Origin of the sequence: Microbispora sp. CSR-4 (assembly GCF_008033685.1) — a bacterium.
In the GTDB taxonomy this organism is placed as follows: Bacteria; Actinomycetota; Actinomycetes; order Streptosporangiales; family Streptosporangiaceae; genus Microbispora.
In genome coordinates, this window is the sequence record NZ_VJVX01000003.1 from 111,905 (window position 1) to 135,191 (window position 23,287).

At 71.8% G+C, this 23,287-nt stretch carries 22 protein-coding genes and 1 pseudogene; 11 read left to right on the top strand and 12 right to left on the bottom strand.

The genetic code is table 11. The features are described from left to right. Positions 1-3: 3 nt before the first annotated feature. Both sfnG and FLV34_RS05175 read right to left on the bottom strand, forming a co-directional pair. Positions 4-1,137, bottom strand: a complete 1,134-nt coding sequence (gene sfnG, locus FLV34_RS05170; protein WP_142647413.1) for a dimethylsulfone monooxygenase SfnG — start codon at positions 1,135-1,137, stop codon at positions 4-6. A gap of 176 nt (positions 1,138-1,313) precedes the next feature. Beyond that, positions 1,314-2,240, bottom strand: a complete 927-nt coding sequence (locus tag FLV34_RS05175) for a LysR family transcriptional regulator (protein WP_142647412.1) — start codon at positions 2,238-2,240, stop codon at positions 1,314-1,316. Between the two features lie 149 nt (positions 2,241-2,389). Between FLV34_RS05175 and FLV34_RS05180 the strand changes: the two genes are divergently transcribed. Continuing rightward, complete coding sequence (locus tag FLV34_RS05180; RefSeq protein WP_221889907.1) at positions 2,390-3,613, top strand: acyl-CoA dehydrogenase family protein; 1,224 nt, start codon at positions 2,390-2,392, stop codon at positions 3,611-3,613. A 62-nt stretch (positions 3,614-3,675) separates the two neighbouring features. Here the strand turns inward: FLV34_RS05180 and FLV34_RS05185 are convergent, their stop codons facing one another. Together FLV34_RS05185 and FLV34_RS05190 are read right to left on the bottom strand one after the other, a co-directional pair. Beyond that, the gene (locus FLV34_RS05185) at positions 3,676-4,731 is read right to left on the bottom strand and encodes a hypothetical protein (RefSeq protein ID WP_147942493.1); all 1,056 of its coding nucleotides are present in this window, start codon (positions 4,729-4,731) and stop codon (positions 3,676-3,678) included. 151 nt (positions 4,732-4,882) lie between these two features. Next, positions 4,883-5,821 (bottom strand): aldo/keto reductase, encoded by a 939-nt coding sequence (locus FLV34_RS05190; protein WP_142647410.1) that lies wholly within the window; start codon positions 5,819-5,821, stop codon positions 4,883-4,885. Between the two features lie 35 nt (positions 5,822-5,856). On the opposite strand from FLV34_RS05190, the gene FLV34_RS05195 reads away from it, so the two are divergent. The 6 genes from FLV34_RS05195 to mshC all read left to right on the top strand — a co-directional run bounded on the left by FLV34_RS05195 (position 5,857) and on the right by mshC (position 10,853). Continuing rightward, on the top strand, positions 5,857-6,675 hold the full coding sequence (locus tag FLV34_RS05195) for an undecaprenyl-diphosphate phosphatase (RefSeq protein WP_147942494.1): 819 nt from the start codon (positions 5,857-5,859) through the stop codon (positions 6,673-6,675). Continuing rightward, on the top strand, positions 6,672-7,373 hold the full coding sequence (locus FLV34_RS05200; RefSeq protein WP_147942495.1) for a histidine phosphatase family protein: 702 nt from the start codon (positions 6,672-6,674) through the stop codon (positions 7,371-7,373). The genes FLV34_RS05195 and FLV34_RS05200 overlap by 4 nt, the downstream gene beginning before the upstream one ends. A gap of 9 nt (positions 7,374-7,382) precedes the next feature. Next, a complete protein-coding gene (locus tag FLV34_RS05205) occupies positions 7,383-7,952 on the top strand; it encodes a DUF3090 family protein (RefSeq protein ID WP_142647407.1) in 570 nt (189 codons plus the stop codon). A gap of 58 nt (positions 7,953-8,010) precedes the next feature. Beyond that, the gene (locus FLV34_RS05210; protein ID WP_142647406.1) at positions 8,011-8,772 is read left to right on the top strand and encodes an SCO1664 family protein; all 762 of its coding nucleotides are present in this window, start codon (positions 8,011-8,013) and stop codon (positions 8,770-8,772) included. A 94-nt stretch (positions 8,773-8,866) separates the two neighbouring features. Further along, positions 8,867-9,631, top strand: coding sequence for an NRDE family protein (locus FLV34_RS05215; protein ID WP_260617229.1), 765 nt, complete (start codon positions 8,867-8,869; stop codon positions 9,629-9,631). 10 nt (positions 9,632-9,641) lie between these two features. Next, complete coding sequence (gene mshC, locus FLV34_RS05220; RefSeq protein ID WP_142647404.1) at positions 9,642-10,853, top strand: cysteine--1-D-myo-inosityl 2-amino-2-deoxy-alpha-D-glucopyranoside ligase; 1,212 nt, start codon at positions 9,642-9,644, stop codon at positions 10,851-10,853. A 29-nt stretch (positions 10,854-10,882) separates the two neighbouring features. Here the strand turns inward: mshC and FLV34_RS05225 are convergent. From FLV34_RS05225 to FLV34_RS05230, 3 genes and pseudogenes are all read right to left on the bottom strand, one after another. Then, positions 10,883-11,389, bottom strand: a pseudogene (locus FLV34_RS05225) (snapalysin family zinc-dependent metalloprotease); the annotation flags it as partial. A 13-nt stretch (positions 11,390-11,402) separates the two neighbouring features. Then, on the bottom strand, positions 11,403-11,543 hold the full coding sequence (locus FLV34_RS40205; protein WP_168065884.1) for a hypothetical protein: 141 nt from the start codon (positions 11,541-11,543) through the stop codon (positions 11,403-11,405). 16 nt (positions 11,544-11,559) lie between these two features. After that, positions 11,560-12,192 (bottom strand): class E sortase, encoded by a 633-nt coding sequence (locus FLV34_RS05230; protein ID WP_260617228.1) that lies wholly within the window; start codon positions 12,190-12,192, stop codon positions 11,560-11,562. Between the two features lie 393 nt (positions 12,193-12,585). On the opposite strand from FLV34_RS05230, the gene FLV34_RS05235 reads away from it, so the two are divergent. The 3 genes from FLV34_RS05235 to FLV34_RS05245 all read left to right on the top strand — a co-directional run bounded on the left by FLV34_RS05235 (position 12,586) and on the right by FLV34_RS05245 (position 16,153). Further along, positions 12,586-13,473: a hypothetical protein gene (locus FLV34_RS05235; RefSeq protein WP_142647402.1), complete on the top strand. Its 888-nt coding sequence runs from the start codon at positions 12,586-12,588 to the stop codon at positions 13,471-13,473. Positions 13,474-13,504: 31 nt separating this feature from the next. Next, a complete protein-coding gene (locus tag FLV34_RS05240; RefSeq protein WP_147942496.1) occupies positions 13,505-15,265 on the top strand; it encodes a DUF4012 domain-containing protein in 1,761 nt (586 codons plus the stop codon). 342 nt (positions 15,266-15,607) lie between these two features. Then, a complete protein-coding gene (locus FLV34_RS05245; protein WP_168065882.1) occupies positions 15,608-16,153 on the top strand; it encodes a low molecular weight phosphatase family protein in 546 nt (181 codons plus the stop codon). Here the strand turns inward: FLV34_RS05245 and FLV34_RS05250 are convergent. From FLV34_RS05250 to FLV34_RS05270, 5 genes are all read right to left on the bottom strand, one after another. Further along, a complete protein-coding gene (locus FLV34_RS05250; protein ID WP_142647399.1) occupies positions 16,131-17,513 on the bottom strand; it encodes a tyrosine-protein kinase family protein in 1,383 nt (460 codons plus the stop codon). The two genes, FLV34_RS05245 and FLV34_RS05250, sit on opposite strands and share 23 nt — an antisense overlap. Before the next feature lie 4 nt (positions 17,514-17,517). After that, complete coding sequence (locus tag FLV34_RS05255; RefSeq protein ID WP_142647398.1) at positions 17,518-18,555, bottom strand: MraY family glycosyltransferase; 1,038 nt, start codon at positions 18,553-18,555, stop codon at positions 17,518-17,520. After that, positions 18,552-19,550, bottom strand: a complete 999-nt coding sequence (locus FLV34_RS05260) for an NAD(P)-dependent oxidoreductase (RefSeq protein WP_142647397.1) — start codon at positions 19,548-19,550, stop codon at positions 18,552-18,554. Before FLV34_RS05260 ends, FLV34_RS05255 begins: the two co-directional genes overlap by 4 nt. Before the next feature lie 89 nt (positions 19,551-19,639). Next, positions 19,640-20,596, bottom strand: a complete 957-nt coding sequence (locus FLV34_RS05265) for an NAD-dependent epimerase/dehydratase family protein (RefSeq protein WP_142647396.1) — start codon at positions 20,594-20,596, stop codon at positions 19,640-19,642. Further along, a complete protein-coding gene (locus FLV34_RS05270) occupies positions 20,593-21,738 on the bottom strand; it encodes a glycosyltransferase (RefSeq protein ID WP_142647395.1) in 1,146 nt (381 codons plus the stop codon). The genes FLV34_RS05265 and FLV34_RS05270 overlap by 4 nt, the downstream gene beginning before the upstream one ends. A 774-nt stretch (positions 21,739-22,512) precedes the next feature. On the opposite strand from FLV34_RS05270, the gene FLV34_RS05275 reads away from it, so the two are divergent. Next, positions 22,513-23,250, top strand: a complete 738-nt coding sequence (locus FLV34_RS05275) for a class I SAM-dependent methyltransferase (protein WP_168065880.1) — start codon at positions 22,513-22,515, stop codon at positions 23,248-23,250. Positions 23,251-23,287: the final 37 nt, after the last annotated feature.

The window sequence follows — 23,287 nt, forward strand, 5'->3', positions numbered from 1 at the left end:
GGATCACGCCCGGGCCGGTTCCACGGGGAACGCGCCCTTCGCATCGAGCTCGCCTTCCAGCTCGCGGATGATGGGCAGCACGTGGCGGCCGAAATACTCGACCTCCTCGTGGTAGTGCAGGAAGCCGAGCAGGAGCAGGTCGACACCGCGCTTCTTGTACTCGATCGCCCGGTGCGCGATCTGCTCCGGCGTGCCGATGAGCCGGGTGCGGAAGCCGTCGTTGTACTGCACCAGGTCCTCGAACGAGGAGTCGGCCCACATGCCCCGTCCGTCCTGCGTGGACCGGCCGGCCTGGCGTACCGCGTCGCGGAACCCGTGGACCGCCTCGACGTCGGCCTTGGCCACGATCTCGCGCAGCGTCTCGCGTGCCTCCGCCTCGGTGTCCCTGGCGATGAGGAAGCCGTTCAGGCCGAAGCGCACCCGGCGGCCGTGGGCCCGCGCGGCCGCGCCGACCTCCTCGATCTGCTCGGTGACGCCGTCGAAGTCCTTGCCGTTGCTGAAGTACCAGTCGGAGACCCGGCCCGCCATGGCGCGCGCCGCGGTGGAGTTGCCGCCCTGGAAGATCTCGGGGTGCGGGCGGTCCGGCCCGGAGAGCGGCTTGGGCTGCAGGTCGTATCCGTGCAGGCGGTAGAAGTCGCCCTGGAAATGCGCGCTGTCCTCGGTCCAGCTCGCCCGCAGGACGCGGATGAACTCCTCCGCCCGGCGGTAGCGCTCGTCGTGTTCCAGCCACGGCTCGCCCAGAGCGGTGAACTCGCCCTTGAACCAGCCGCTCACCACGTTGACGGCGGCCCGGCCGCCCGAGAGGTGGTCGGCGGTGCTGAGCAGCTTGGCCAGCACCGCCGGGTGCCACAGGCCCGGGTGCACGGCGGCGATCACCTTCAGCCGCTGGGTGGCGAGCAGCAGCGCCAGGCTGAAGCTCGTCGACTCCTGCTGGTAGGCGGCGCCGTAGCTGGCCATGTAGCGCACCTGGGACAGCGCGTACTCGAAGCCGTTGTTCTCCGCGAGCACCGCCAGCTTCCGGTTGTAGTCGTAGCTCCAGTCGGTGCGCTGCTCGATCGTGCTGGTGACGAGCCCGCCGCTGACGTTGGGCACCCAGTAGGCGAACCGCAGCGGCTCGGGACTGACGTTCGCGGACACGAAGGACCCCTTTCAGTCATTTCCTACTTGAACAATCGGGATCGTACGTCGGGCGTGTCCGGGAGTTCCACACGCGATCGGCGGGGGAGTGATAGGGCCGCCCTGTCACCCTGCCCCCGGCCGTTGTGTCGCTGTCGTTGTCTCGCTTGTCGTCGTGTCGCTGTCGTCGTGTGCTGTCACCCGGTGGCGCGCGCCCGGGCGTCGGTGCGGCACTCCCGTGCCCGGTCCACGAGGAACCGGTGCAGGTCGCGGGCCACCCGGGGGCCGGAGGTGGATCGCTGCGACTGGATCACCAGGAGGACCTCCGCCACGCGGTGCGCCAGCGGCCGGTAGGTGATCGCGCCGCTGCGCAGGAGGGGGTCGCCGGCCACGCTGAACTCGGGCAGCACCGTGGCGCCGAGCCCCTCGGCGACCATGAGCTTGCCCATCTCGGCGCCGTCGGTCGAATACGAGAACGACGGCGCCCGCCCGTCGAGCAGGCGGTGCACCAGGCGGTGCATGACGTAGCCGGAGCGCATCACGATCAGGGGCTCGCGGAGCAGGTCGGCGACCTCGACCGCGGCCAGCGCGGCCAGCGGGCTGTCCGGCCGCACGCACACGACCGGTCGGCCGCGCAGCAACTCGGTCGTGGCGAGGTCGGGCGGCAGATCGTCGCCGGTCAGGTAGTTCACCAGCCCGAGATCGAAGCTCCCCTCCCGGATGCGCCGGTGGATCTCCGCCTGCTGCGCGCCGACGACCTCGACCTGGGTCGCCGGATGCGCCTCCCGGAACGCGCGTACGGCGGGGATCAGCAGCGGGACCGTGGCCGCGTTGACCGTGCCCAGCCTGACCATGCGGGCCATGCGGTGCTGCTCGTCGGCCGCGCTGCGCAGCCGGTCCACCGCCTCGATCACGCCGTTGATGTACGGCAGCAGCTCGCGGCCCTTGTCGCTGATCGTGGCGCCGGACCTGCGCCGCTCGAGGAGGTCGACGCCGAGCTCCCGCTCCAGGTTGCGCACGGTCTCGCTCAGCGCCGGCTGGGACAGGTGCAGGTGGTCGGCCGCCCGGCGCAGCGAGCCGAGACGGGTCACCGCGCGGATGTATTCGAGCTGCTCGATGCGCATCGTCGTCCACCTCGTCCAAGGGGTTCGCCGGTGTTCAAGGGCGACCCTACCGGCCGTTCGGCAATTTGTCCACTTAACAAGTAGAGAATGTTGCCTAACCTGGTGGGCGACGGCAGGCGCGACGCGCCGCACACGAGAGGAGACGACACGTGACCATCGCTCACGCCGGTCGTACGGACTGGACGGACGGCCCGGCACCGCGCACTCCGGACGAGTGGATCGCGCGCGCCGGAGAAGTGGCGGCCGCTCTCGCGGCCGACGCCGCGGAGCGCGACAGGGCCGCGAAGACCCCGTACGCGGAGATCGGGCTGCTCAAGGACTCCGGCCTGGTAACGCTGCTCGGACCCACGGCGCACGGCGGCGCGGCACAGGACTGGCCCACCGCCTATCGCGTCGTCCGCGAGGTGGCCGCGGCCGACGGCTCCATCGGCCAGCTTCTCGGCTACCACTACCTCTGGAACTGGGCGGCCCGCCTGGTGGGCACCCGCGAGCAGTGGGAGCGGATCGAGGCCGAGGCCGCCCGCCACCGCTGGTTCTTCGGCGGGGCCGTCAACCCCCGTGACCGCGACATCGTCGTACGCGACGAGGGTGACACGCTCACCTTCGACGGGCGCAAGACCTTCTCCACCGGCAGCAAGGTCTCCGACGTCACCGTGCTGGAGGGCGTGCTGGAGGGGACGGACAAGCACGTCTTCGCCATCGTCCCCTCCGGCTCCGAGGGGCTGACCTTCCACGACGACTGGGACAACATCGGCCAGCGGCTCACCGAGAGCGGCAGCGTCACGGTCTCCGGCGTACGCGTGCCCTGGCGCGACGCCCTCGGTTACGTGGACAAGGAGTTCCGGCCGCGCGTCTACGCGACCCTCAACGTGCCGACCATCCAGCTCGTGTTCGTGAACTTCTACCTCGGCATCGCGAGGGGAGCGCTGGAGACCGCGCTGGCGTACACGCGGGAGCACACCCGCCCGTGGCTGCACGGCGGGTATGAGCGCGCGGTCGACGAGCCGTACGTCATCGACCTCTACGGCGACCTCACCGCCAAGCTGTGGGCGGCCGAGGCGCTGGCCGACGAGGTCGCCCGGGAGGGGTTGTGGTTCCACCTCAACCCGGACGAGGTCACCCCGCGGCTGCGCGGCGAGCACGAGGTGCGGGTGGCCGCGGCCAAGGCGCGCGCCACCGACGTGGCCCTGGAGGTCACCTCGCGTGTCTTCGAGGCCACGGGGGCCCGCTCGACCGCGTCCCGATACGGGCTCGACCGGTTCTGGCGCAACGTGCGCACCCACACCCTGCACGACCCGGTGGCGTACAAGCGCCGTGAGGTAGGCGTCCACCGGCTGCGTGACGAGATTCCCGAGCCCACCTGGTATTCCTGACGGAGCCGCGTCCGGCCTCCTCCCGGGCGCGGGTGAGGAGGCCGGGCACGCCCGGGGCGTCCTCAGGCGAGCCGGTGGCGCCCGGCCTTCCCGGGCAGCCGCAGGCCGCCCTCGAACGGGATCGATTCGGCCGGCTCCTGCTGTCCGGCGCGGGCCCGCCGAGCCGAGACCACGCGGGTGGCCAGCAGCGCCGAGAGCAGCAGAACCGCGGTGAGGGCCGTTCCCGCCGCGTCGTAGGACCGCTGGGCCCGCGTGGACGCGCCCGCGGGGCCGCCGTGCAGTTCGGGCAGTTCGGGCATCTTCTGCCCGGGCCAGAGGAGGGGGATCACGCCGTCCTCGTCCGGGTCCACCTTCCCCGCGTGGCCCGCCTTCGGGTCGTCCTCGAGCGCCGCGACGAGACGCGGCCGGTAGGGCTCGGGAGAAAGGGTGCCCTCGGGTGTCATGGACGCCTTGGGCCGGGTCGCCTTGTTGCCGGCCGTCCCCGCCTTCCCGGAGCTCCGCGCGCCCTCGTCGTCCTCGTCGGACGCGCAGTCATCGCCGGCGACCAGGGGCAGGCAGGTGCCCTGGACGGCGCTGGTGAGCCCGTCGGTGATCTTCTGGATGGCCGGGGAGGGGCTGCTCGTGGCTCCGCCGCCCGTCAGCGTCTCGGCCGCTCCGCTCACGGCTTTGGCCGCTCCGCTGACGGCCTCCGTCACCCCGCCCACGGGGCCCGTCGCGTCGCCCGAGGCGTCCGAGCCTCCGGTCGCCGCGCTCGCCCCGCTGCTCGCGCTGTCCGCCGCCCCGGTGAGCGTCCGGCCGGCCTTGTCGACCGCCTTCCCGACATCGTTCACCGCCGTGCCCGCGGCTCCGGTGGTCGTTTTCAACGTGTCGTCCACGGCCTTCGTGACCGGTTTCGTCGCGCCGCCGGTGGCCTTGTCCGCGATGTCGGTGACGCCGTCGGCCAGCTGGCTCACGCCGTCCACCAGGGAGCAGACGCCGCCGGTGAGGCCCGAGACCAGGCCGCCGTCGCTGGTGCAGTCGAAGGCCTGTGCCGGAGATGCGGCGAGAGGGAGCCCTCCGGCCAGGGTGATCGCGAGAGCCCCGGCGGAGATCGCGGAGGCTTTGCCTACGATCCCCATGTGTCCCCTTCCACAGTGCTCTGGTCCATCCCCCGACATACCCGCCACTCTTCGCCGGAGCGCGGGGTTATGCAGTAGAAAGTTGCAGTTCGGTATCGATGTGTGATACGTGAGGACGATTCTCGTTCTCCTCACGCGCCCGGCGCGGCGCTCAAGGGTCGGAGACGTCGTCCAGAGCCTCGCGGATCTCCCACGGCAGTGTCAGCTTCTCGGCCTGCAACACGCCGAGAAGCTGCGCGTGGGTGCGCGCGCCGACGATCGCCGACGACACGCCCGGGCGGTCGCGCACCCAGGCGAGCGCCACGGCGAGCGGCGACACGCCGAGCCCCTCGGCCGCCGTCGTCACCGACTCCACGATGCTGCGGGACCGTTCGTCCAGGTAGGGCCGGACGAACTCGGAGAAGTGCGGGGTGGCGGCGCGGGAGTCCGCGGGGATGCCGGTGCGGTACTTCCCGGTCAGCACGCCGCGTCCCAGCGGCGACCCGGCGAGGATCCCGGCACCCACGTGCCCGGCGGCCGGCAGCACCTCCTCCTCGGCGTCCCTGGCCAGCAGGGAGTACTCCACCTGCGCCGCGACGATCGGGGCCCGCGAGTCGCCGCACCGCTGCCACGTGGCGGCGGCCGCGAGCTGCCAGCCCGTGTAGTTGCACACGCCCGCGTAGGCCGTACGCCCGGTGGAGACCGCGTAGTCGACGGCGGCGAGCGTCTCCTCCAGCGGCACCCTGGGGTCGAACGCGTGGAGCTGCCACAGGTCGACCTCCTCCAGGCCGAGCCGGGTCAGGGAGGCGTCGAGCGCGCGGATGAGGTGACGGCGCGATGCGTCGTGCCCGCCGCCGGGCGTGAGCACGGCCTTGGTGGCGATGACCAGCTCGGAGCGCGGCACCACGTCGCGGATGAGCCGCCCGATCAGACGCTCGGCGTCGCCGCCCCCGTAGACGTCGGCGGTGTCGATCAGCGTGCCGCCGGCCTCGGCGAAGGCGGTGAGCTGCGCCGTCGCCTCCTCGGCGGAGGTGTCGCGGGCCCAGGTCATCGTGCCGAGCCCGATCCTGGACACCGACAGACCGCTGCGCCCGACTAGTCGCTGGTCCATGGTGCGGACAGACTAGCCGATAGGCTGTCCGCACCATGGACGTACTACAGGCGATCGTGCTCGGGCTCGTGCAGGGTCTCACCGAGTTCCTGCCCATCTCCAGCTCGGCCCACCTGCTGATCGTGCCCAAGCTGGCCGGATGGGGCGACCCCGGCGCGGCGTTCACCGCGGTGATCCAGCTCGGCACCATGCTCGCGGTGCTCATCTACTTCTGGCGCGACATCGTCCGTATCACGTGGACCTGGCTGCGCAGCCTCTGGACGCCGGAGCTGCGCGGCGACCTCGACGCGCGCATGGGGTGGTACATCGGCCTGGGCACGATCCCGATCGGCGTCGCCGGCCTGCTGTTCAAGGACGCGATCGAGGGCCCGGCCCGCAACCTGTGGCTGAACGCGGTCATGCTCATCGTCTTCGGCCTGCTGCTGCTCGTGGCCGACCAGATGGGCCGCAAGAAGAAAGAGGTCGCCGACCTCAACATGCGCGACGGCCTGATCGTCGGCGCCTGGCAGATGCTGCCGCTGATCCCCGGCGCCTCCCGCTCGGGCTCCACGATGACCGGCGCGATGTTCCTCGGATACACGCGCGAGGCGGCCGCCCGCTACTCCTTCCTGCTGTCGATCCCGGCGGTGATCCTCTCGGGGCTGTTCGAGCTGCGCCACGTCGGCGACGGCGGCGGCCCCCCGGTCGCGCCCACCCTGATCGCGACGGTCGTGTCGTTCGTCGTCGGGTACGCCTCGATCGCCTGGCTGCTGCGCTACGTGGCGCGCCACTCGACCATCATCTTCGTCGTCTATCGCGTCTTCGCCGGGACGTTCCTCCTCACGCTGCTGGCCCTGGGAGTGGTGCAGTCATGACGACCGTCCTGCTCGTACGGCACGGCCTCACCGCGATGACCGGCCCCGTGCTGGCCGGCTGGACCCCGGGCGTCCATCTCGACGAACGCGGCCGGGAGCAGGCGCGCGCCGTCGCGGAACGGCTCGCGCCCCTGGAGCTGGACGCCATCGTGTCCAGCCCGCTGGAGCGGTGCCAGGAGACCGCCGCCGCCATCGCGGCGGGCCGCCCCGTGTCGGTGCAGACCGATGAAAGGTTCGGCGAGTGCGGCTACGGCGACTGGACCGGCAGGCCGCTGAAGGAGCTCGCCGAGGAGCCGCTGTGGCGGGTGGTGCAGGCCCATCCCAGCGCGGCCGTCTTCCCCGGCGGCGAGGCCCTGGCGGACGTGCAGAGCCGGGCCGTGCGGGCCGTACGCGACTGGAACGAGCGGCTCGGCGAGAAGGCCACCTATCTCATCTGCAGCCACGGTGACGTGATCAAGGCGATCGTGGCCGACGCCCTGGGCATGCACCTGGACCAGTTCCAGCGGATCACGGCCGACCCCGCGTCTGTCACGGTGATCCGCTACACCCCCTTGCGTCCCTTCCTGCTCAGGGCCAACGACGTGGGCGGGGGAGTGGCCAACCTGGTGCTCCCGCCGGAGGTGTCGGAGGACGAAGACGGGGGAGAAACCATCACCGGAAGCGATGCCGCCGTCGGCGGCGGACCCGGGACCACATAAGGTCGGGCTATGCCGGTCTTCGACTACGATCCGCCTGACAGGTTCGTGGCCGGTGCCGTGGGGCAACCGGGCGCGCGAGCCTTCTTCCTGCAAGCCAGAGGCCAGGGCAGGATCACCACGGTTGCGCTGGAGAAGTTCCAGGTCGCCGTGCTGGCCGATCGCCTCGACGAGCTGCTCGACGAGGTGCTGCGGCGCAGTGGCGGGCGCGCGCCGGTCCCGGCCATGGCCCCCGCGGAGCTGGCCGACGAGGGCCCTCTCGACCTGCCGATCGACGAGGACTTCCGGGTGGGCACGATGGCGCTCGCCTGGGATCCCGAGACCGCCCAGGTGATCATCGAGGCGCAGGAGGCCACCGAGGGCGACGAGGAGGACGAGGAGCCCCCGCTGGACGACCGGCCCGAGCCCGCCGTCCTCCGGGTGCGGATCAGCGCCGCCGCCGCCCGCGCGTTCAGCCGCAGGGCGCTCGAGGTGGTCGCCGCGGGCCGCCCGCCGTGCCCGCTGTGCGGCAGGCCGCTCGACCCCGAGGGCCACATCTGCGTCCGCCTCAACGGCCACCACCCCGGAGGACTGTCGGCATGAGAGGCGCGGCGGTGAACGGGTGGAAGGGCGGCCTCGCGCCGCGCGGGCGAGGAACCGGATGACGGCCGAGGGCGAGGCGAGCATCAGCGACGTGGACGGGCCGGGGCTGGACGACGCGGCGGCGCTGAGCCTGCTGCGGGAGGGCACCTTAGAAGTGGCAGGACGACTCGTCGAGGCCACGAACATGACGCTCTACTGCTCCATCAGGAACGGCGAGCACACGGCGGCGTGCGTGTACAAGCCGGTGCGCGGGGAGCGCCCCCTGTGGGACTTTCCCGACGGCACGCTCGCGGCCCGGGAGGTGGCCGCCTACGAGGTGGCCGCCGCCACCGGATGGCGCATCGTGCCGCCGACCGTCTATCGGGACGGCCCCTTCGGCCCGGGGATGGTGCAGCTGTGGATCGACGCCGATCCCGAGACCGATCTGATGGCTTTGATGCGCAGCCGCAACCCCGCCCTGCGCCGCATGGCCGTGTTCGACGCCGTGGTGAACAACGCCGACCGCAAGGGCGGCCACCTGCTGCCGCTGCCCGACGGGCACGTGTACGGGGTCGATCACGGGGTGTGCTTCGCGGTGGAGGACAAGCTGCGCACCGTGCTGTGGCAGTGGCGCGGCAAGGCGCTCCCGCGCGAGGCGGTCAACGTGCTGGTGCGGCTGGAACACGAGATCGAGCGGGGGCGTCTCGGCCGGCGCCTGCGCGAGCTGCTGACCCAGGCCGAGGTGGAGGCCACGTGGGAGCGGGTCAAGAGGCTGCTCGCCACGGGGGTCCACCCCCACCCGTCCGAAGACTGGCCGGCGATACCGTGGCCCCCGATTTGATCGACTCGGTCAGGCTTGCGCAAAACGTGCGAATTGTGCACTCTGCAGGGGTCTCTACCGATATTGGAGGGAACACGCATTGTGTACGGTCATCGTGAGCGTCGAGCCGGAGGCGGACGCGCCGGTGCTCCTGGCGGGAGTGCGTGACGAGTTCGTCACGCGGCCGTGGATGTCACCGGACCGGCACTGGCCCGCGTACCCCGGCCTGGTCGGGGGCCGCGACCTGCAGGCGGGCGGCACCTGGCTGGCCGCCGACCCCGAAAACCGGCGCGTGGCCGCGCTGCTCAACGGCGACGGCGTCGCGGCCTCGGAGGGCAGGCGTCACTCGCGCGGCGAGCTGCCGCTGCTCGCCGCGGCGGCGGGAGAGTTCCCGCCGCTCAATTTATCGTGGTACGACCCATTTCATCTGCTTCTCGGCGGGCTCGACGGTGTACGGCTGTGGAGCTGGGACGGCAGGTCCCTTGCCGAGGAGAAGCTGCCCGCGGGCGTGCACATGATCGTGAACGCCGGCTGGGATCGCGAGGAGAGCGAGCCGCGCACCGCGTGGTTCCGGCCCCGCTTCGCCAGGGCCGCCCGGCCCGGGTGGACCACGGGAGGCTCGACCGAGCGGTTCTGGGGGGAGTGGCTCGACCCCGCCTCGGGCGCGGGGATGCCCTGGGACGATCCCCGCGCGCTGGTCATGCGCCGGCGGCTGCCGGACGGGCGGGTCTTCGCCAGCCTCTCGATCACGCTGGTCGCCGTGGCGGAGGAGGGGCTTCGCTACGACTTCTGCCCCCAGCCGGACGACCCCGCCACCTGGCACGAAGTGGACACCTCGTGGGGCGCACCGGCTGACCGGGTCCGCCGGCGGCGCGGATAGGCTTCACACCATGCGATCGTGGTCTGCTCCGAATGTCCCAAGGCTGCCCGGTTCGGGCCTCATGCTCCGTCTGTACGACACGGCCGCCCGGGAGGTGCGGGAGACTACCCCCTCCGGCGAGGCCAGGCTCTACGTCTGCGGCATCACGCCGTACGACGCCACCCACCTGGGCCACGCCAACACCTACCTCGCCTTCGACCTGGTCAACCGGGTGTGGCGGGACGCCGGCCACGACGTGCACTACACCCAGAACGCCACCGACGTGGACGACCCCCTGCTGGAGCGGGCCGAGGCGACCGGCACCGACTGGCGCTCCCTCGGCGAGCGTGAGATCGAGCTGTTCCGCTCCGACATGGAGGCGCTGCGCATCCTGCCGCCCCGCGAGTACGTCGGGGTGACCGAGACCGTGGGGGAGATCGCCGAACTGGTCACCCGGCTGGCCGAGCGGGGCGCCACGTACGAGATCGACGGGGACGTCTACTTCTCGGTCGCGTCCGCGCCCAAGTTCGGCGCGGTCTCGGGCTACTCCGAGGAGACCATGCTCGAGCTGTTCGGCGAGCGCGGGGGCGACCCCGGCAGGGAGGGCAAGCGCCACCCGCTCGACTGGCTGCTGTGGCGGGCGGAACGGCCCGGAGAGCCGTCCTGGGATTCGCCGCTCGGCCGCGGCAGGCCCGGCTGGCACATCGAGTGCACCGCCATCGCCCTGCGCAACCTGGGCAGCGGCTTCGACGTCGCCGGCGGCGGCTCGGACCTGATCTTCCCCCACCACGAGATGGGCGCCTGTGAGGGCCACGTGGCCACCGGCGAGTGGCCGTTCGCCCGGGCGTACGTCCACGCGGGCATGGTCGGCCTGGACGGCGAGAAGATGTCGAAGTCCAGGGGCAACCTCGTGTTCGTCTCCAGGCTGCGGCAGGCCGCCGACCCCATGGCCATCCGGCTGGCCCTGCTGGCGCACCACTACCGTTCGGACTGGGAGTGGACGCCGGACCAGCTCACCGCGGCCGAGGAGAGGCTGGCGCGGTGGCGGGCGGCGGTGGCGCGCCCGGCGGGCCCCGAGGGCGGCCCTGTGCTGGCGGCGGTGCGCGAGCGCCTCGCCGACGATCTCGACGCCCCCGGTGCGCTCGCGGTGATCGACGCCTGGGCGGCGCAGGAGGGCGACGACGCCTCGTCTCCGGCGCTGGTGCGCGACGTCGCCGACGCGCTCCTCGGCGTCGCCCTCTGAGCGGAGCCGGCGAAGTTCGCGTCGGCGGTGTGGCGCTCCGCGGCGCTCGGGGCGGAGTTGGCACAGCTCACCGGGGCGCTGTGACCGGACATCAGGTCGGCGCACAGGCCGGTGCGCCGGTCGGGCAGGCCGAGGATGTGGCCGATCTCATGGGTGGCGATGCGCAGGGGAGAGTAGCCCCCGGCGGTCGCCTCCCTGCCCAGCCAGATCGTGCCCCGGCCCAGCCCGGTGGCGCTCGTACGCGGCCAGCCGTCGTCCGCGCGCACCACGAAGTCGGCGGGCGTGCCCGCGACCAGCCGGACGTTGGCGACGCTCGCGCTCCACACCCGCGCGGCCTGGTCCATCACCGTGCGGAACTCGGCGGCGCGGCTCGCGTCGTACCGCAGCACGCGTACGGCGTTCGCCGCCGGGGCACCCGCGGGCACGGCTGCCCGGGCCGGGGACGCGGTGACCGGTGACACGGTGACCAGCACGGCCGGTCCCAGGAGCAGGGCCGAGACGGCCCGGAGGAACCGCGAGGCGGGCATCGGGGACATGAGGGCGGCCTCGCTAGCCGAGCGGCACCCGCGGCGCCAGCCAGGGGAACACGACGTACCACAGCGCGGCCACGGCCGCGCAGGTCAGCAGCAGCACGACGGCCAGCCGGAGCGCGGTGCCGCCGGGCAGCCGCCGCCAGAGGAACCTGTACACGCCGGATCTCCCTCGGTCAGTCGCGGCGTTCCTCGCGGCGGACGAGCACGCCCTGGACGATCAGGCGCTGCGCCGCGGAGAACTTGGGGTGGCAGGTGGTCATGGTCATGACCGCGGTGGTGGGCCGCTTCCCGGGATGGCCGGGGACGGGATCGACGACGTCGACCTCGCCGGGGTCCACGATCTCCTTACGCGTCACCTCGTAGGTGTAGCGGGCGTCCCGCGCGTCCACCACGATGTCGTCGCCGCGCCGCAACTGGTCGATCCGGTTGAACGGCGCGGCGTAGGTGGTGCGGTGGCCGGAGAGCACGAAGTTGCCCACCTGGCCGGGCATCGCCGAGCCGGGGTAGTGACCGGGGCCCTTGCGCAGCTCCGCCGGGCCGACGCCCTCGACGACGGCGAACCGGTAGTCGGCGCCCAGCCGTGGGATGCGCAGCAGCGCCAGCGCGTCGCCGAGCCGCACCGGACCCTCGCCCGGACGCGCCTGCCCGTCGTGCCTGGCGAAGACCTCGCCGAGCTGTCGCTGCAGCACGCTCTGCTCCCGCTCGGTCTCCGCTCCGGTGCCCCACAGCAGATATGCGTAGAACAGCAGCAGGACCAGCCCTACCGGCAGGCACAGCTCGCCGATGACCCGCGTGACCGTTTTCACGGCTCCGTCGTCTGCTCCGCGCACGGACCGAGTATCGCCTCCGGACATCTCCCGCCGGAGACCGCGCGAGGGGCGTTGGCGAATTCTTTGGCTCGCCGGACACCGGGGCATGAGCGCGGCGCGTGTCCCGCCCCGAAATCGCGGGACCGGGCCCGTACGGTTGACTCATATGCCCGATCACCTGCGGCGACACGGGCGGGGTCAACGAAGCGAAAACCTGGACGATCCTTCGGTAAGCACCGTGTGCCGCTATGGGGCGGACCTTGGCCAGGCGCATATAACAGTCGAGCAGCGAAATATCGCTGGCAATCCGGGCAAATGCTCAAAGAATTGAGCGGCCGTTATCGGGAGTCCAAAGTGGCGCGAAAAACTACAGTACCTATTCTTCTGGCGGTGACGGTCGCGGGCGGCCTGACGCTCGGCGGTGCCGGCGTGGCCGCCGCACAGACCTACGCGGCGGCGCCGAAGGTCGCCATGCAGCCGTACCCGCCCGCCCCCTTCGAACCGTTCGCCCTGGTGTTCCTGGGCGATTTCTCGGATGACCCCTTCGATGCCCTGGCCGGTCTCTCACGGGAAGGCCGGCTGCTCGGTCCCGTGGGCGGCGGTGGCGGTGCCGGCGGCGGGGACCGCGACGACGGCAGGGGCGGTCGCGGTGGCGACGGGTGGGGCGACCCCGGCGCGGACGGCGTCAACAAGGCTGACAAGGCCGACAAGGCCGACAAGGTCGTCGAACCGGCCACGACCACCGTCGTCCCGGCCGCGGACGTGCAGGGCGTGGAGCCGGAGACTGTGAACACCACCAACTGCCCCAACGGCAACTGCGGGCCGACGTGGTGGGGCACCGGACCGCAGTGGAACAACACCGGACCCGGCGCCTGGACCAGCAACGACACGCAGAACAACGACGGTGCCCAGCCCATCATCGGGCCGGGCGGCCCGGGTAGCGACAGTGGGGCACTCCCGGTCCAGAACGCCGTCCAGACCAGCGAGAGGTCGCCGGAGGACGTCGCCGAGCTCCCCGACGAGGACTTCTCCGAGGAGGAGTCGGAGGAGGAGCCCGAGGAGAGCGCGGACGAGGAGTCCTACGACGAGGACATGCCCATGGGCATGGACTCCGAGCAGATGGGCGGCGGCGGCCCCGCACCGGCTGCGGCCGGCCCGCAGCTGCCGTTCACGGGCGCGCCGATGGGGATCGCCGCGGCTGGCGCGGGCCTGCTGGCCGTCGCGCTCGGCTGCACCATGCTCTCCGCACGGCGCCGCCGGTCCACCGACGCCAAGTAGACAGGTGTCGAGCAGACCGGTGCCTAAGAGGATGAGGCGCAGGCTGGTCGTCGTCGGCCTGCCGTCGCTGGCCCTCGGCCTCGTGCTGGCCGGGGGCTGGTCCGCGCATCTCGGGCTGAGCGTGCGCGACCACCTTGAGGCGGCGCGGGACGCTCTGCTCCGGCTGCGCACCGCCCGCCTCGGGTCGCCGGGCGATTCGCTGAGCAGGACGCTCGCGGACGCCCGGCGGCACGCGGCGGAGGCGCGACGGCTGACAGGCGGCCCCGGCTGGGCCCTGCTCACGCATCTGCCTCTGGTGGGGGACGCGGCGACGACGGTCCGCGGACTGGCGGGGGCGGCCGACGAGTTCACCGACGTGCTGGCCGAGGTCCAGCGGGTGGCCGCCCCGCTCATGACGGGGGGCGGCGCTCTCGCCGGGAACGACCAGAGCCGGATGCTCGCGACTCTCGACGCGCTGGCGCCGGTCCTCGACCGCGCCGCCGTACGCATCGCGGCGGCGCGGTCGGAGCTGACGCGCACCCCGGCCGAAACCGGCCTGGAGGCCGTGGACCGGGCGCGCGACACGATGGTGCGGGAGACCGCAAGGATCCAGGGCTTTGCGGGCGCGGCGGCGAACGTCGCGGCGCTCGCACCGCCCATGCTCGGCCGCGACGGCCCGAGGCGCTACTTCCTGGCGTTCCAGACCAACGCCGAGGCACGCGGGACGGGCGGCCTGGTCGGCGCGTACGGCATCCTCCGCGCCGACCGGGGCAGGATCGCGATCGAGCGGCTGTCGGCCAACAACGGCCTCGCGAACAGTAGTAAGCCCGTGGTCGACCACGGGGTGCGCTTCCGTGCGCGCTACGGGCCCGGTGCGGCCAAGATGCTGTCGGTGTCCAACCTGTCGCCGCACTTCCCGTACGCCGCGACCACCTGGGCCGGGCTGTGGCAGCGGCAGACGGGCAAGCCGGTGGACGGCGCCATCGCCACCGATCCGGTCGGCCTGGCCCGGATGCTGGAGATCACCGGGCCGGTGCGGCTGCCGGGAGGCGAGACCGTCACCGCCGCCAACGTCGTCGACCTCACCGAGCGGGTGGCGTACGAGCGCTATTCCGACCCGGTCGAACGCAAGAAATACCTGATCAGGCTCGCGGGCGCCGTGAGTGAGGCGCTGATCAGGGCGAATCCCGAGCCCACCCGGCTGGTGCCGGTCCTGGCCGGCCTCGCGACCGACCGCAGGGTCCAGATCTGGACCAGCAGGAAGGACGAGGAGGCGCGGCTCGAGGCGACCCCCCTCGGCGGTGTGCTGCCCGAGCGGCCGGGGCCGTACGCGGCGCTCGTCGTCAACAACTCGGCCGGGACCAAGCTCGACTACTACCTGCGCCGGTCGATCACCTACGAGCTGGGGCCCTGCCGCCCCGACGGGATGCGCCAGGCGAAGGTGCACATCAGCCTCGCCAACGACGTGCCGCACGGGCACCTGCCCAGCTATGTCACCGACCGGCTCGACTCCCCGCGCCGGTCCCACGTCCCCGGATCGAACCGGCTGTGGGTGTCGCTGTACGGCGCCATCGGCGCGCAGGCCACCGAGATGCGGGTGGACGGCCGGCCTTCCGGGTTCTACACGGAGTATGAGCGGTCGCACCCGATCTTCTCGACGGTGCTGGAGTTCGCCCCCCGGCAGACGAGGACGATGGACCTCGACCTGCTCGAACCCTACTCCGCCGCCCCGCCGATGGTCCCGGCGCAGCCGCTCGTCCGGCCGCAGGAGGCCGTGATCCGGCGCAACGACCAGGGTTGCCCAGTGCACTGACGAGGCGCGGGCCGCACGCCGCGGCCCGCGCCTTGCGCCGCGGTGACCGGCGACGCGGGCGGAGACCGGTGACAGAGCCGGACACCGGCGACGCGGGCCGGAGATCCGGGACGAGGCCGGAGATCGTAAAAAGCGGCGTGCCGTCCACGGCCGCCCGCCCGCCGCGTCCTAGCGTCCCGCTCCATGGAGCGTACGCGTGACTGTGACTCTGCCCGCGACCATTTCCGGGGCGGTGCGGGGGACCGTGCTGCCGCTCACAACCCTGCGCGGGAGCCCGATCGCGACCTTGTCCACGGCTCTCATGACCCTGCCGGTCCCGGGGCCGGCTTCCGCATCCTGTTCGTGTGCACGGGGAACATCTGCCGGTCCCCGCTGGCCGAGCGGCTGACGCGGGCGGCTCTCGGACCGGGCTCGCCGATCACCGTGTCCAGCGCGGGCACCCATGCCTTGCCGGGGCGCTCGATGGACGAGGGCGCTCGTAGGGAGCTGATCCGGCTCGGTGGCGATTCGGAGGGCTTCGCCTCGCGCCCTCTCACCTCGGAGACGGTGGTCGCCGCCGACCTCGTGCTGACGGCCTCGTCCGAGCACCGTTCCCACGCTGTGGCGCTGCATCCTCGGGCGGCGGCGCGCACGTTCACCATCGCGGAGTTCGGCGCGCTGGCCCGGGCGGTTCCCGCTGACGAGGTTCTCCGCCACGCCGACCCTGTGCGGCGGGCGCACGCGCTGGTCGCTGAGGCGAGGGCGCTGCGCGGGCTGGTCCGGGTGGAGCAGCCCGACATCGCCGATCCCTACCGGGGCTCCCGCAGAGCCTACCGGGCGGCGGCCCGACGCATCGTCGAGTCACTCGCCGCCCCGGTGGCGCTGTTCACACGGGCAGCGGCGACCTGACGTCCGCCTCCGGCTGCTCCGCCGGCTGGTAGCCGTACCCGTAGCCGTAATGATCGCCCTGCTTGGCCGGTGCGAAGTTGAGCACGGCGCCGACGAGGCGGGCGTTGACCGACGACAGCAGCTCCTCGGCGCGCGTCACCTGTTCGCGCCGGGTCTTGCCGTGGCGCACGACGAGCAGCGTGCCGTCGCAGATCGCGGCGAGCGCCGCGGCGTCGGTGACGGGGAGTAGCGGCGGCGCGTCGATTATCACCATGTCGTACTCCTGCGTGAGCTGGGTCAGCACCGCGCGCATGCCCTGCGAGCCGAGCAGCTCGCTGGGGTTCGGCGGGACGCGTCCGCTCGGCAGCACCGACAGGCTGGGCCGGCCCCAGGTCTGGATGACGTCGGGCAGGCGGGCCTTGTCGATGAGGACGTCCGTGAGACCGGTGCCGCCCTCGATGCCGAGATAGCCGGGGACACTGGGGCGGCGCAGGTCGCCGTCGACCAGGATCACCCGCCAGCCCGCCTGCGCCATCGCGATCGCCAGGTTGGCCGACGTTGACGACTTGCCCTCGTTGGGCAGGCAACTGGTGACGACGAGTGACTTCGGCTTCCGGTCCACACCGATGAACTGCAGGTTGGTTCGCAGCGAACGGAACGACTCCGACCGTGAGGAGCGACCGGCTCCGCCGATGATCAGGGGGTGCCTGCGGGCATCGCGCTCGTATCCGACCACCGCGAGGAGCGAGGTCCCGGCGACCCTCTGCAGCACCTCGGCCGTCTTGATGGTCGTGTCCAGGCGGTCGCGCATGACGAGCCCGCCGACGGCCGCGAACAGCGAGATGAGCACGCCGAGCGCCAGGTTGACCGCCGGCCGGGGAGCGATGGGCTCCTCGGGGACATCAGCCTTGTCCACGACGGTGACCCGGACGGTAGGCGGGCTCTTGGGCGTGGGCCGCTCGATCTGGTCGATCATCGAGGTGAACACGGCGCCCAGTGAGTCGGCCCGTGCAGCGGCGCGACGGGGGTCGGAGTCGGCGACGGTAGCCCGCAGCAGAGACGTGCTGGGGATGGCCTCGGCGGTGACGTTCTCCTGGAGGTCCGCGACCTCCGCGGCACCGACGACCCTCCCGATCACCCGTCGGCTGGTCAGCAGGGCGGCGTAGGACTGGACCCGTTGCTGCGACAGTTCCCCCGCCTGCAGGGCGGTGGACAGGTTCTCTTCCCGGTAGTTCGCCGAGACCAGCATGGATATCGACGCGAGGTACCTCGGCGGCGTCTTCGCGGTCACGACGAGGGCGGCGCTCACTCCGACGATCAGCGAGACCAGCAGAAGCGGCCAGTATCTGCGCACCAGACGCGCGTAGTAGAGAAGTTCCATTCCTTCATCGCCTAACAGGAAGAGAGGGCTGCGGGCGGGCGGCCGGGTAGACCGGAATCCGTTGCGGCAGGAGGACGGCGAGGCAGGCGACGGCCGCTGCCCCGATCGCTGCGCCGAGCGGCGGGATCCAGCCCAGGACCAGAGCCAGGTAGGCCGTGCCGGCTGCGGCGGCGCCCGCGGCGAGCGTGACCGCCGTGAGTCTGGTCCCAAGGCCGAGCCTGCGCAGCCGGTGAGAAAGATGGTCGGTGCCCCCGCACAGCAGTGGGCGTCCTGCGCGCCATCGCGACAGCAGCACGACTCCCGTGTCGACGGTCGAGACGAAGGTCGGCAGGAGCAGGCTCGCTATCGCGGCGCCGGGGCCGCCGGCGGGGGCGGCGGTGCCGGCGAGCAGTGCCGCGCTGCAGGCGAGGACGAATCCGATGAACAGCGAACCGGCGTCCCCCATGAAGATCCGCGCCGGCGCCCAGTTGTACAGCAGGAACCCGAGGGCGGCGGGTGACAGAGTGACCAGGACCAGCCCGATCAGTGGCTGTCCCGACACGAAGGCGGCCGCCGCCAGGCATGTCGCGCTGACCGCGGTCACGCCGCCGAGAACGCCGTCCATGTTGTCGAGCAGGTTGAAGGAGTTGGTGACGACGACGATCCACAGCAGCGTGATCAGGACGTCCAGCGGCCCGCCGGTGACTGGCGCGACGATGCCGCACAGCACCGCCACGCCGGCCGCCAGGGCTTCGACGGCCAGCCGGGTGAGTTGAGGGAGCGGGATCAGATCGTCGATGAGCCCCAGCAGGGTCATCGCCACGGCACCCACAAGGATGCCGGCCGCTGGTCCCTCGAAAGCGCCGAGCGCGATCGCAGGGACGACCGTGCCCAGAGTGATCGCGACCCCGCCCAGGTACGGGGTGGGGTGCAGATGGGACTTGTGGCCGCTGGGCCGGTCGGTGATCCCCCACCTCAGGGCGAGGCGGCGCAGCAGGAAGGTCGCTGCGGCGCTGAGCACGATGCCGGCGCAGCCGGCAGCAAGGATGGCCGAGGCGTTCACCGATGCGGGCTCGCCAGTTCGGCGCGGGCTTCCGCGATGGTGTCCAGCAGGATGTCGTCGAGCGACCGGCGCGGTGTCCAGCCGGTGAGCTCCCGCAGCCTCGTCGTGTCCGGCACCCGGCGGGCCATGTCCTCGAACCCCGGCCCGTACGCGTCGGCGTACGGCACGAGGTCGACGCCGGACGTGCTCCCGGCCAGCTCGGTGATGAGCTTGGCGAGCTCCAGGATGCTCACCTCCTCGCTGGAGCCGATGTTGAAGGTCTGGCCGACCGCGGCGTCGCAGTCCAGGAGCAGCACCAGGGCGCGCACGACGTCCTCGACATGCGCGAAGCAGCGCGTCTGGGTGCCGTCGCCGTGCACGGTGAGCGGCAGACCGTTGATCGCCTGCCTGACCAGTTGCGGGATGACCATCCCGTACGCCGGGCTCTGCCGGGGACCCACCGTGTTGAACAACCGGACCACGATCGTCTGCAGCCCGCGCTCCCGGTGGTAGGCGTTGGCCAGGATCTCGTCGACGGCCTTCGCCGTGCTGTAGGCCCAGCGGACGACGTCGGGGCTGCCCAGGATGCGGTCGGCCGTCTCGGCGAGCGGCCCGGCGGAGTTCTTGCCGTAGATCTCGCTCGTGCTGGCCACCAGGACCTTGCGCCGGTATCGGTGTGCCGCCTCGATGACGATCTCCGAACCGCGGATGTTGGTCGTCAGCGACCTCAGGGGGTGTTCGACGATCAGCTTCACCCCGACGGCGGCGGCGAGGTGGACCACGACGTCACATTCGTGCACAAGCTCGTCCACCACGAGTTCGTCCAGGACCGAGCCCTGGACCACCCGCAACCGCGGCTCGGCGGCATGGCGTGCGAGGTTGGCCGGACGCCCTGTCGACATGTTGTCCAAAATGATCACGGAGTCGCCGCGGGCGAGCAACGCGTCGGTCAGGTGAGACCCGACGAAGCCGCTTCCGCCCGTTATCAGATACGTGTTCCCGCTTGACTTGGTCACGACTTCTCCCAGCAGGTGGCGATTGGCAGGATCGTTAGTTAGGTGCGTGCGTGCGGAAGGGCCCGGGCACAGGTCGCCCGGACCCCTGTTCAGCGGGGGTCGATGTCCAGGTTCTTTTCGAACCAGGTCATCGTCAGGCGGAGACCCTCGTCCAGCGGGACGGGCCGCACCCCCGGGAAGCGTTCGAGCAGCAGGCGGGACGACGCCTGCGACTCCCGGATGTCACCGGCGCGGGCGGGCAGGAACTCCGTCTCGACCGGCCGTCCGAGGACGGTCTCCAGAGTGTGTTTGAGGCTTATCAGGGACACGCGGGTGCCGAAGGCGAGGTTCACCGGCGTCGAGCTCGTCACCCGGCGCACGGCGGCGTCGGCGAGGACGCTCGCCACCGAGCCCACGTAGGTGAAGTCGCGCGCCTGCTGCCCGTCGCCGTAAATGGGCAGCGGCCGGCCGCGCAGGGCGGCGTCCATGAACGCCGGGATCACCGCGGCGTACGCGTGCCCGGCGGGCTGCAGGGGCCCGTACACGTTGAAGAAGCGGAACGGCAGCACAGGCAGCCCGTAGCTGCCGGCGTACGCGAGGGCGTAGGCCTCGGTGGCGAGTTTGCTGGCGCCGTACGGGCTCAGCGGGCGCGTCGGCAGGTCCTCGTGCTTGTACGGCTCAGGGCAGTCCCCGTACACCGAGGACGAGGAGGCGAGGATGACGTGTGGCATCGCACCGGGTCCGGCGGCGCGGCAGGCCTCCAGCACCTGCAGGGTCCCCGTGGCGTTCACCATGTGCGAGGCGACGGGGTCCTTCACCGACCGGGGCACCGAGGGCCGGGCGGCGAGGTGGACGACGTGCGTGGCCTCGCGGGTGAGGCCGGCCACCAGCTCCTTGTCGAGGATGCTGCCGATCACCAGGTCGACTCCGAGCCCGGCGACGTTCGCGCGGTCCCCGCTGCTCAGGTCGTCCAGGACGGTGACGCTCTCGACCTCCGGCCGGGTGATCAGCGTACGGCAGAGGTTGGCGCCGATGAACCCGGCGCCTCCAGTGACGAGGACTCTCATATACGGCTCCCTTCGGTCTTCAGCGGAACGGGGCACAGCGACCGGTAGAGCCGCTCCGTGTCGGCCACCAGACGTTCGACCGCGAAGGAGTCCGTCGTCCAGCGGCGGGCGGCCTCGCCCATGCGGTGGGCGAGACCCGGGTCCGACAGCAGCCGCAAGGTGTGCGCGGCGAGTTCGCCGGCATCCGGGGCGGCGAGCAGGCCGGTGACGCCGTGCCGGACGACCTCGTGGACGCTGCCCACCCGGGTCGACACGACAGGGACGCCTGCCATGCCGGCCTCGATGAGACTCAGCGGGGTCCCCTCGTTGTCGGAGGTCAGAACGACGACGTCGGCCGCGGCATAGACGGTCTCGACGTCCGGCCGCCACCCCAGCAGGTGGAAGGAGCCCGGCATTCGGGCAGCGCCCCGCTCTACCTCCTCTGTCAGTTCGCCGCCGCCGCAGACGACGAAGCGGCAGGCGGGCAGCCGTCCGAGCAGCGATTCCGCCACGGCGAGGAAGCGGTCGGGACGCTTCACGCGGGTGAGCCTGCCGACGAAGGCGACGACGGGCGCGTCCCCGGGCAGGCCGAGGGCGGCGCGGGCGGCCTCCCGGTCCGGGACCGAGCCCAGCCGCACTCCCGGAGGGATCACGATGTACTGCTCCGGCCTGCCGATCCCGGCGGCGAGCAGGTCGTCGCGGACCTTCTCTCCCACTGTCACCAGACGGTCGGAGACGGAGGCCAGACGCCGTTCCGCCCACACGTAGAGCCGGCGCTTGGCGGGCGAGAAGTAGCCGCTCAGCAGGTGACCGTGGAACACGTGCACCCGGGCGGCGCCGACGCGGGCAAGGCGGACGGCCGTGCGGCCGAGCGCGCCCGCCTTGGCCGTCCGCGTGTGCACGATGTGCGGCCGGAACTCGCGCATCTCGGCGGCCAGGCGCAGCAGGGCGCGGTAGTCGTCGGCCGGTCGGACGGAGCGGCCGAGTCCGGGGATCCGGCGTACCCGCAGCTCGGCGTCCCGGAGCAGAAGGTGGTCGCCTTCGGCGCCGTCGACGTGTCCGGTGTAGAGACGGTGGTCGAACTCGTCGGCGTTCAGCCGTTCGTGCAGTCCGAGAATCTGGGTCGCCGGCCCGCCGATATTCATGCGCGCGATGATTTCCATTACGCGGATCCGGCCGTCCGGTCTCGGCGTCGGTCTCACCAGGGGCTCCTCGTGATGGGCCTGTTCACGTCGCAGAAGCTAACCCGCCAATCGGGCTTCTCCGCGGCACCGTCACGGTCCCGGCGAAGCCTTTTCGCATTCCCTACCGGCACATGGTCCGGATGGTGTCCCGGGTCGTCGGGCGCGATTCAGTGAAATGTAAAAAGCCGACTTCGATTCGGCCTTCCGCCGCACCACCGTGAAATCGCTCGACAGGGACGCGCTTTCCGGCCGCACGCCGGGGTGGTCGGCCCGCCCCCGCCGGGGCGACCGCCCGACCGTACAAAGGAGTGGCAAGATCTTGGCCGCGCCCCGGAGTCGGAATCGCCAGCGGGCGGGGATGGTTGTGAGGCTTGGACCAGGCCCGAGACGACGCCTTCGCGGCACGCCGGAACGGCCACCGTCGAAGCGCCGCGACGACCGGGCCCGGCGGCTGTGCGCCCGCTCGGACCCCGATGACGTGCTCGGGGCCGGCGCGCCCTGCCGCTGGGGCCACGAGAGCCTCTGCGATCCCCGGCGCTTCCGGACGGCCGCGCCGGTCGAGCGGTGGGTGCCGGCCGAGGGTCCCGATCTCGGCGCTGCGCCGGCCGTAATTCCGCCGGCGCGCCTGCCGTTTCCTTTTACGAAATATTCCCGTGGCGCTCCCGAGGCGCGTATGAAACGACGCCATATCCTTCGGGCATGAATATTCGCGTCGTCGCCAGGAATGCCGTCCGCCCTTCTTATCTACCGGTGATGACGCAGAAAATATGGGTGCGCCTGAGCCACGGGCACAACCGTGAGAGGAAAGCCGCCCGAGCGTGGGCGGCGCGGCACGCGGAGGACATGAACGCCTGGGGGAGCGCCGTCGATCCCGTCCTGTGGCGAGAGGGCCTGGATTGGGCTGCCGCTTTCGCCGACTTCGCACGGCCGCGTCTCGACAGGCTCGCCGCCGCGGGCGTGAACCTGGGCGGGGGCGGCGGGGTCGAACTTCTGTACCTGCTGACCAGGCTCATCCGCCCCGCCCTGGCCCTGGAGACCGGAGTGGCGGCCGGTTGGTCCACCAGCGCGATCCTCGCGGCGATGCGCGCCAACGAGAGCGGCCTCCTGCTGTCGAGCGACTTCCCCTTCTTCCGCCTCGCCGATCCCGAGCGGTACATCGGATACGTCGTCCCCGACGACCTGAAGCGCAGATGGACGCTGCGCACCAAGGGCGACCGGCGCAATCTTGAGGAGTTCCTGCTCCCGGACACCCGGGTCGACCTCGTGCACTACGACTCCGACAAGACGAGGAACGGACGAGAGTTCTTCCTGCGGCGCGTGCGTCCGCACCTGACCAACAGGCATGTCATCGTCATGGACGACATCCAGGACAACCTGGTCTTCCGGGAGTACGCGGAGAGGCAGCGGGCCTTCCGAGTCTTCGAGTACGAGGGCAAGTACATCGGCGTGGCGGGGGCCGGGCTGCCGGCCTTGGAGCGCAGGCGCCCCTAGCAGTCCGATGGAACGCCTTCCCAGGGAGCCAAGCGCG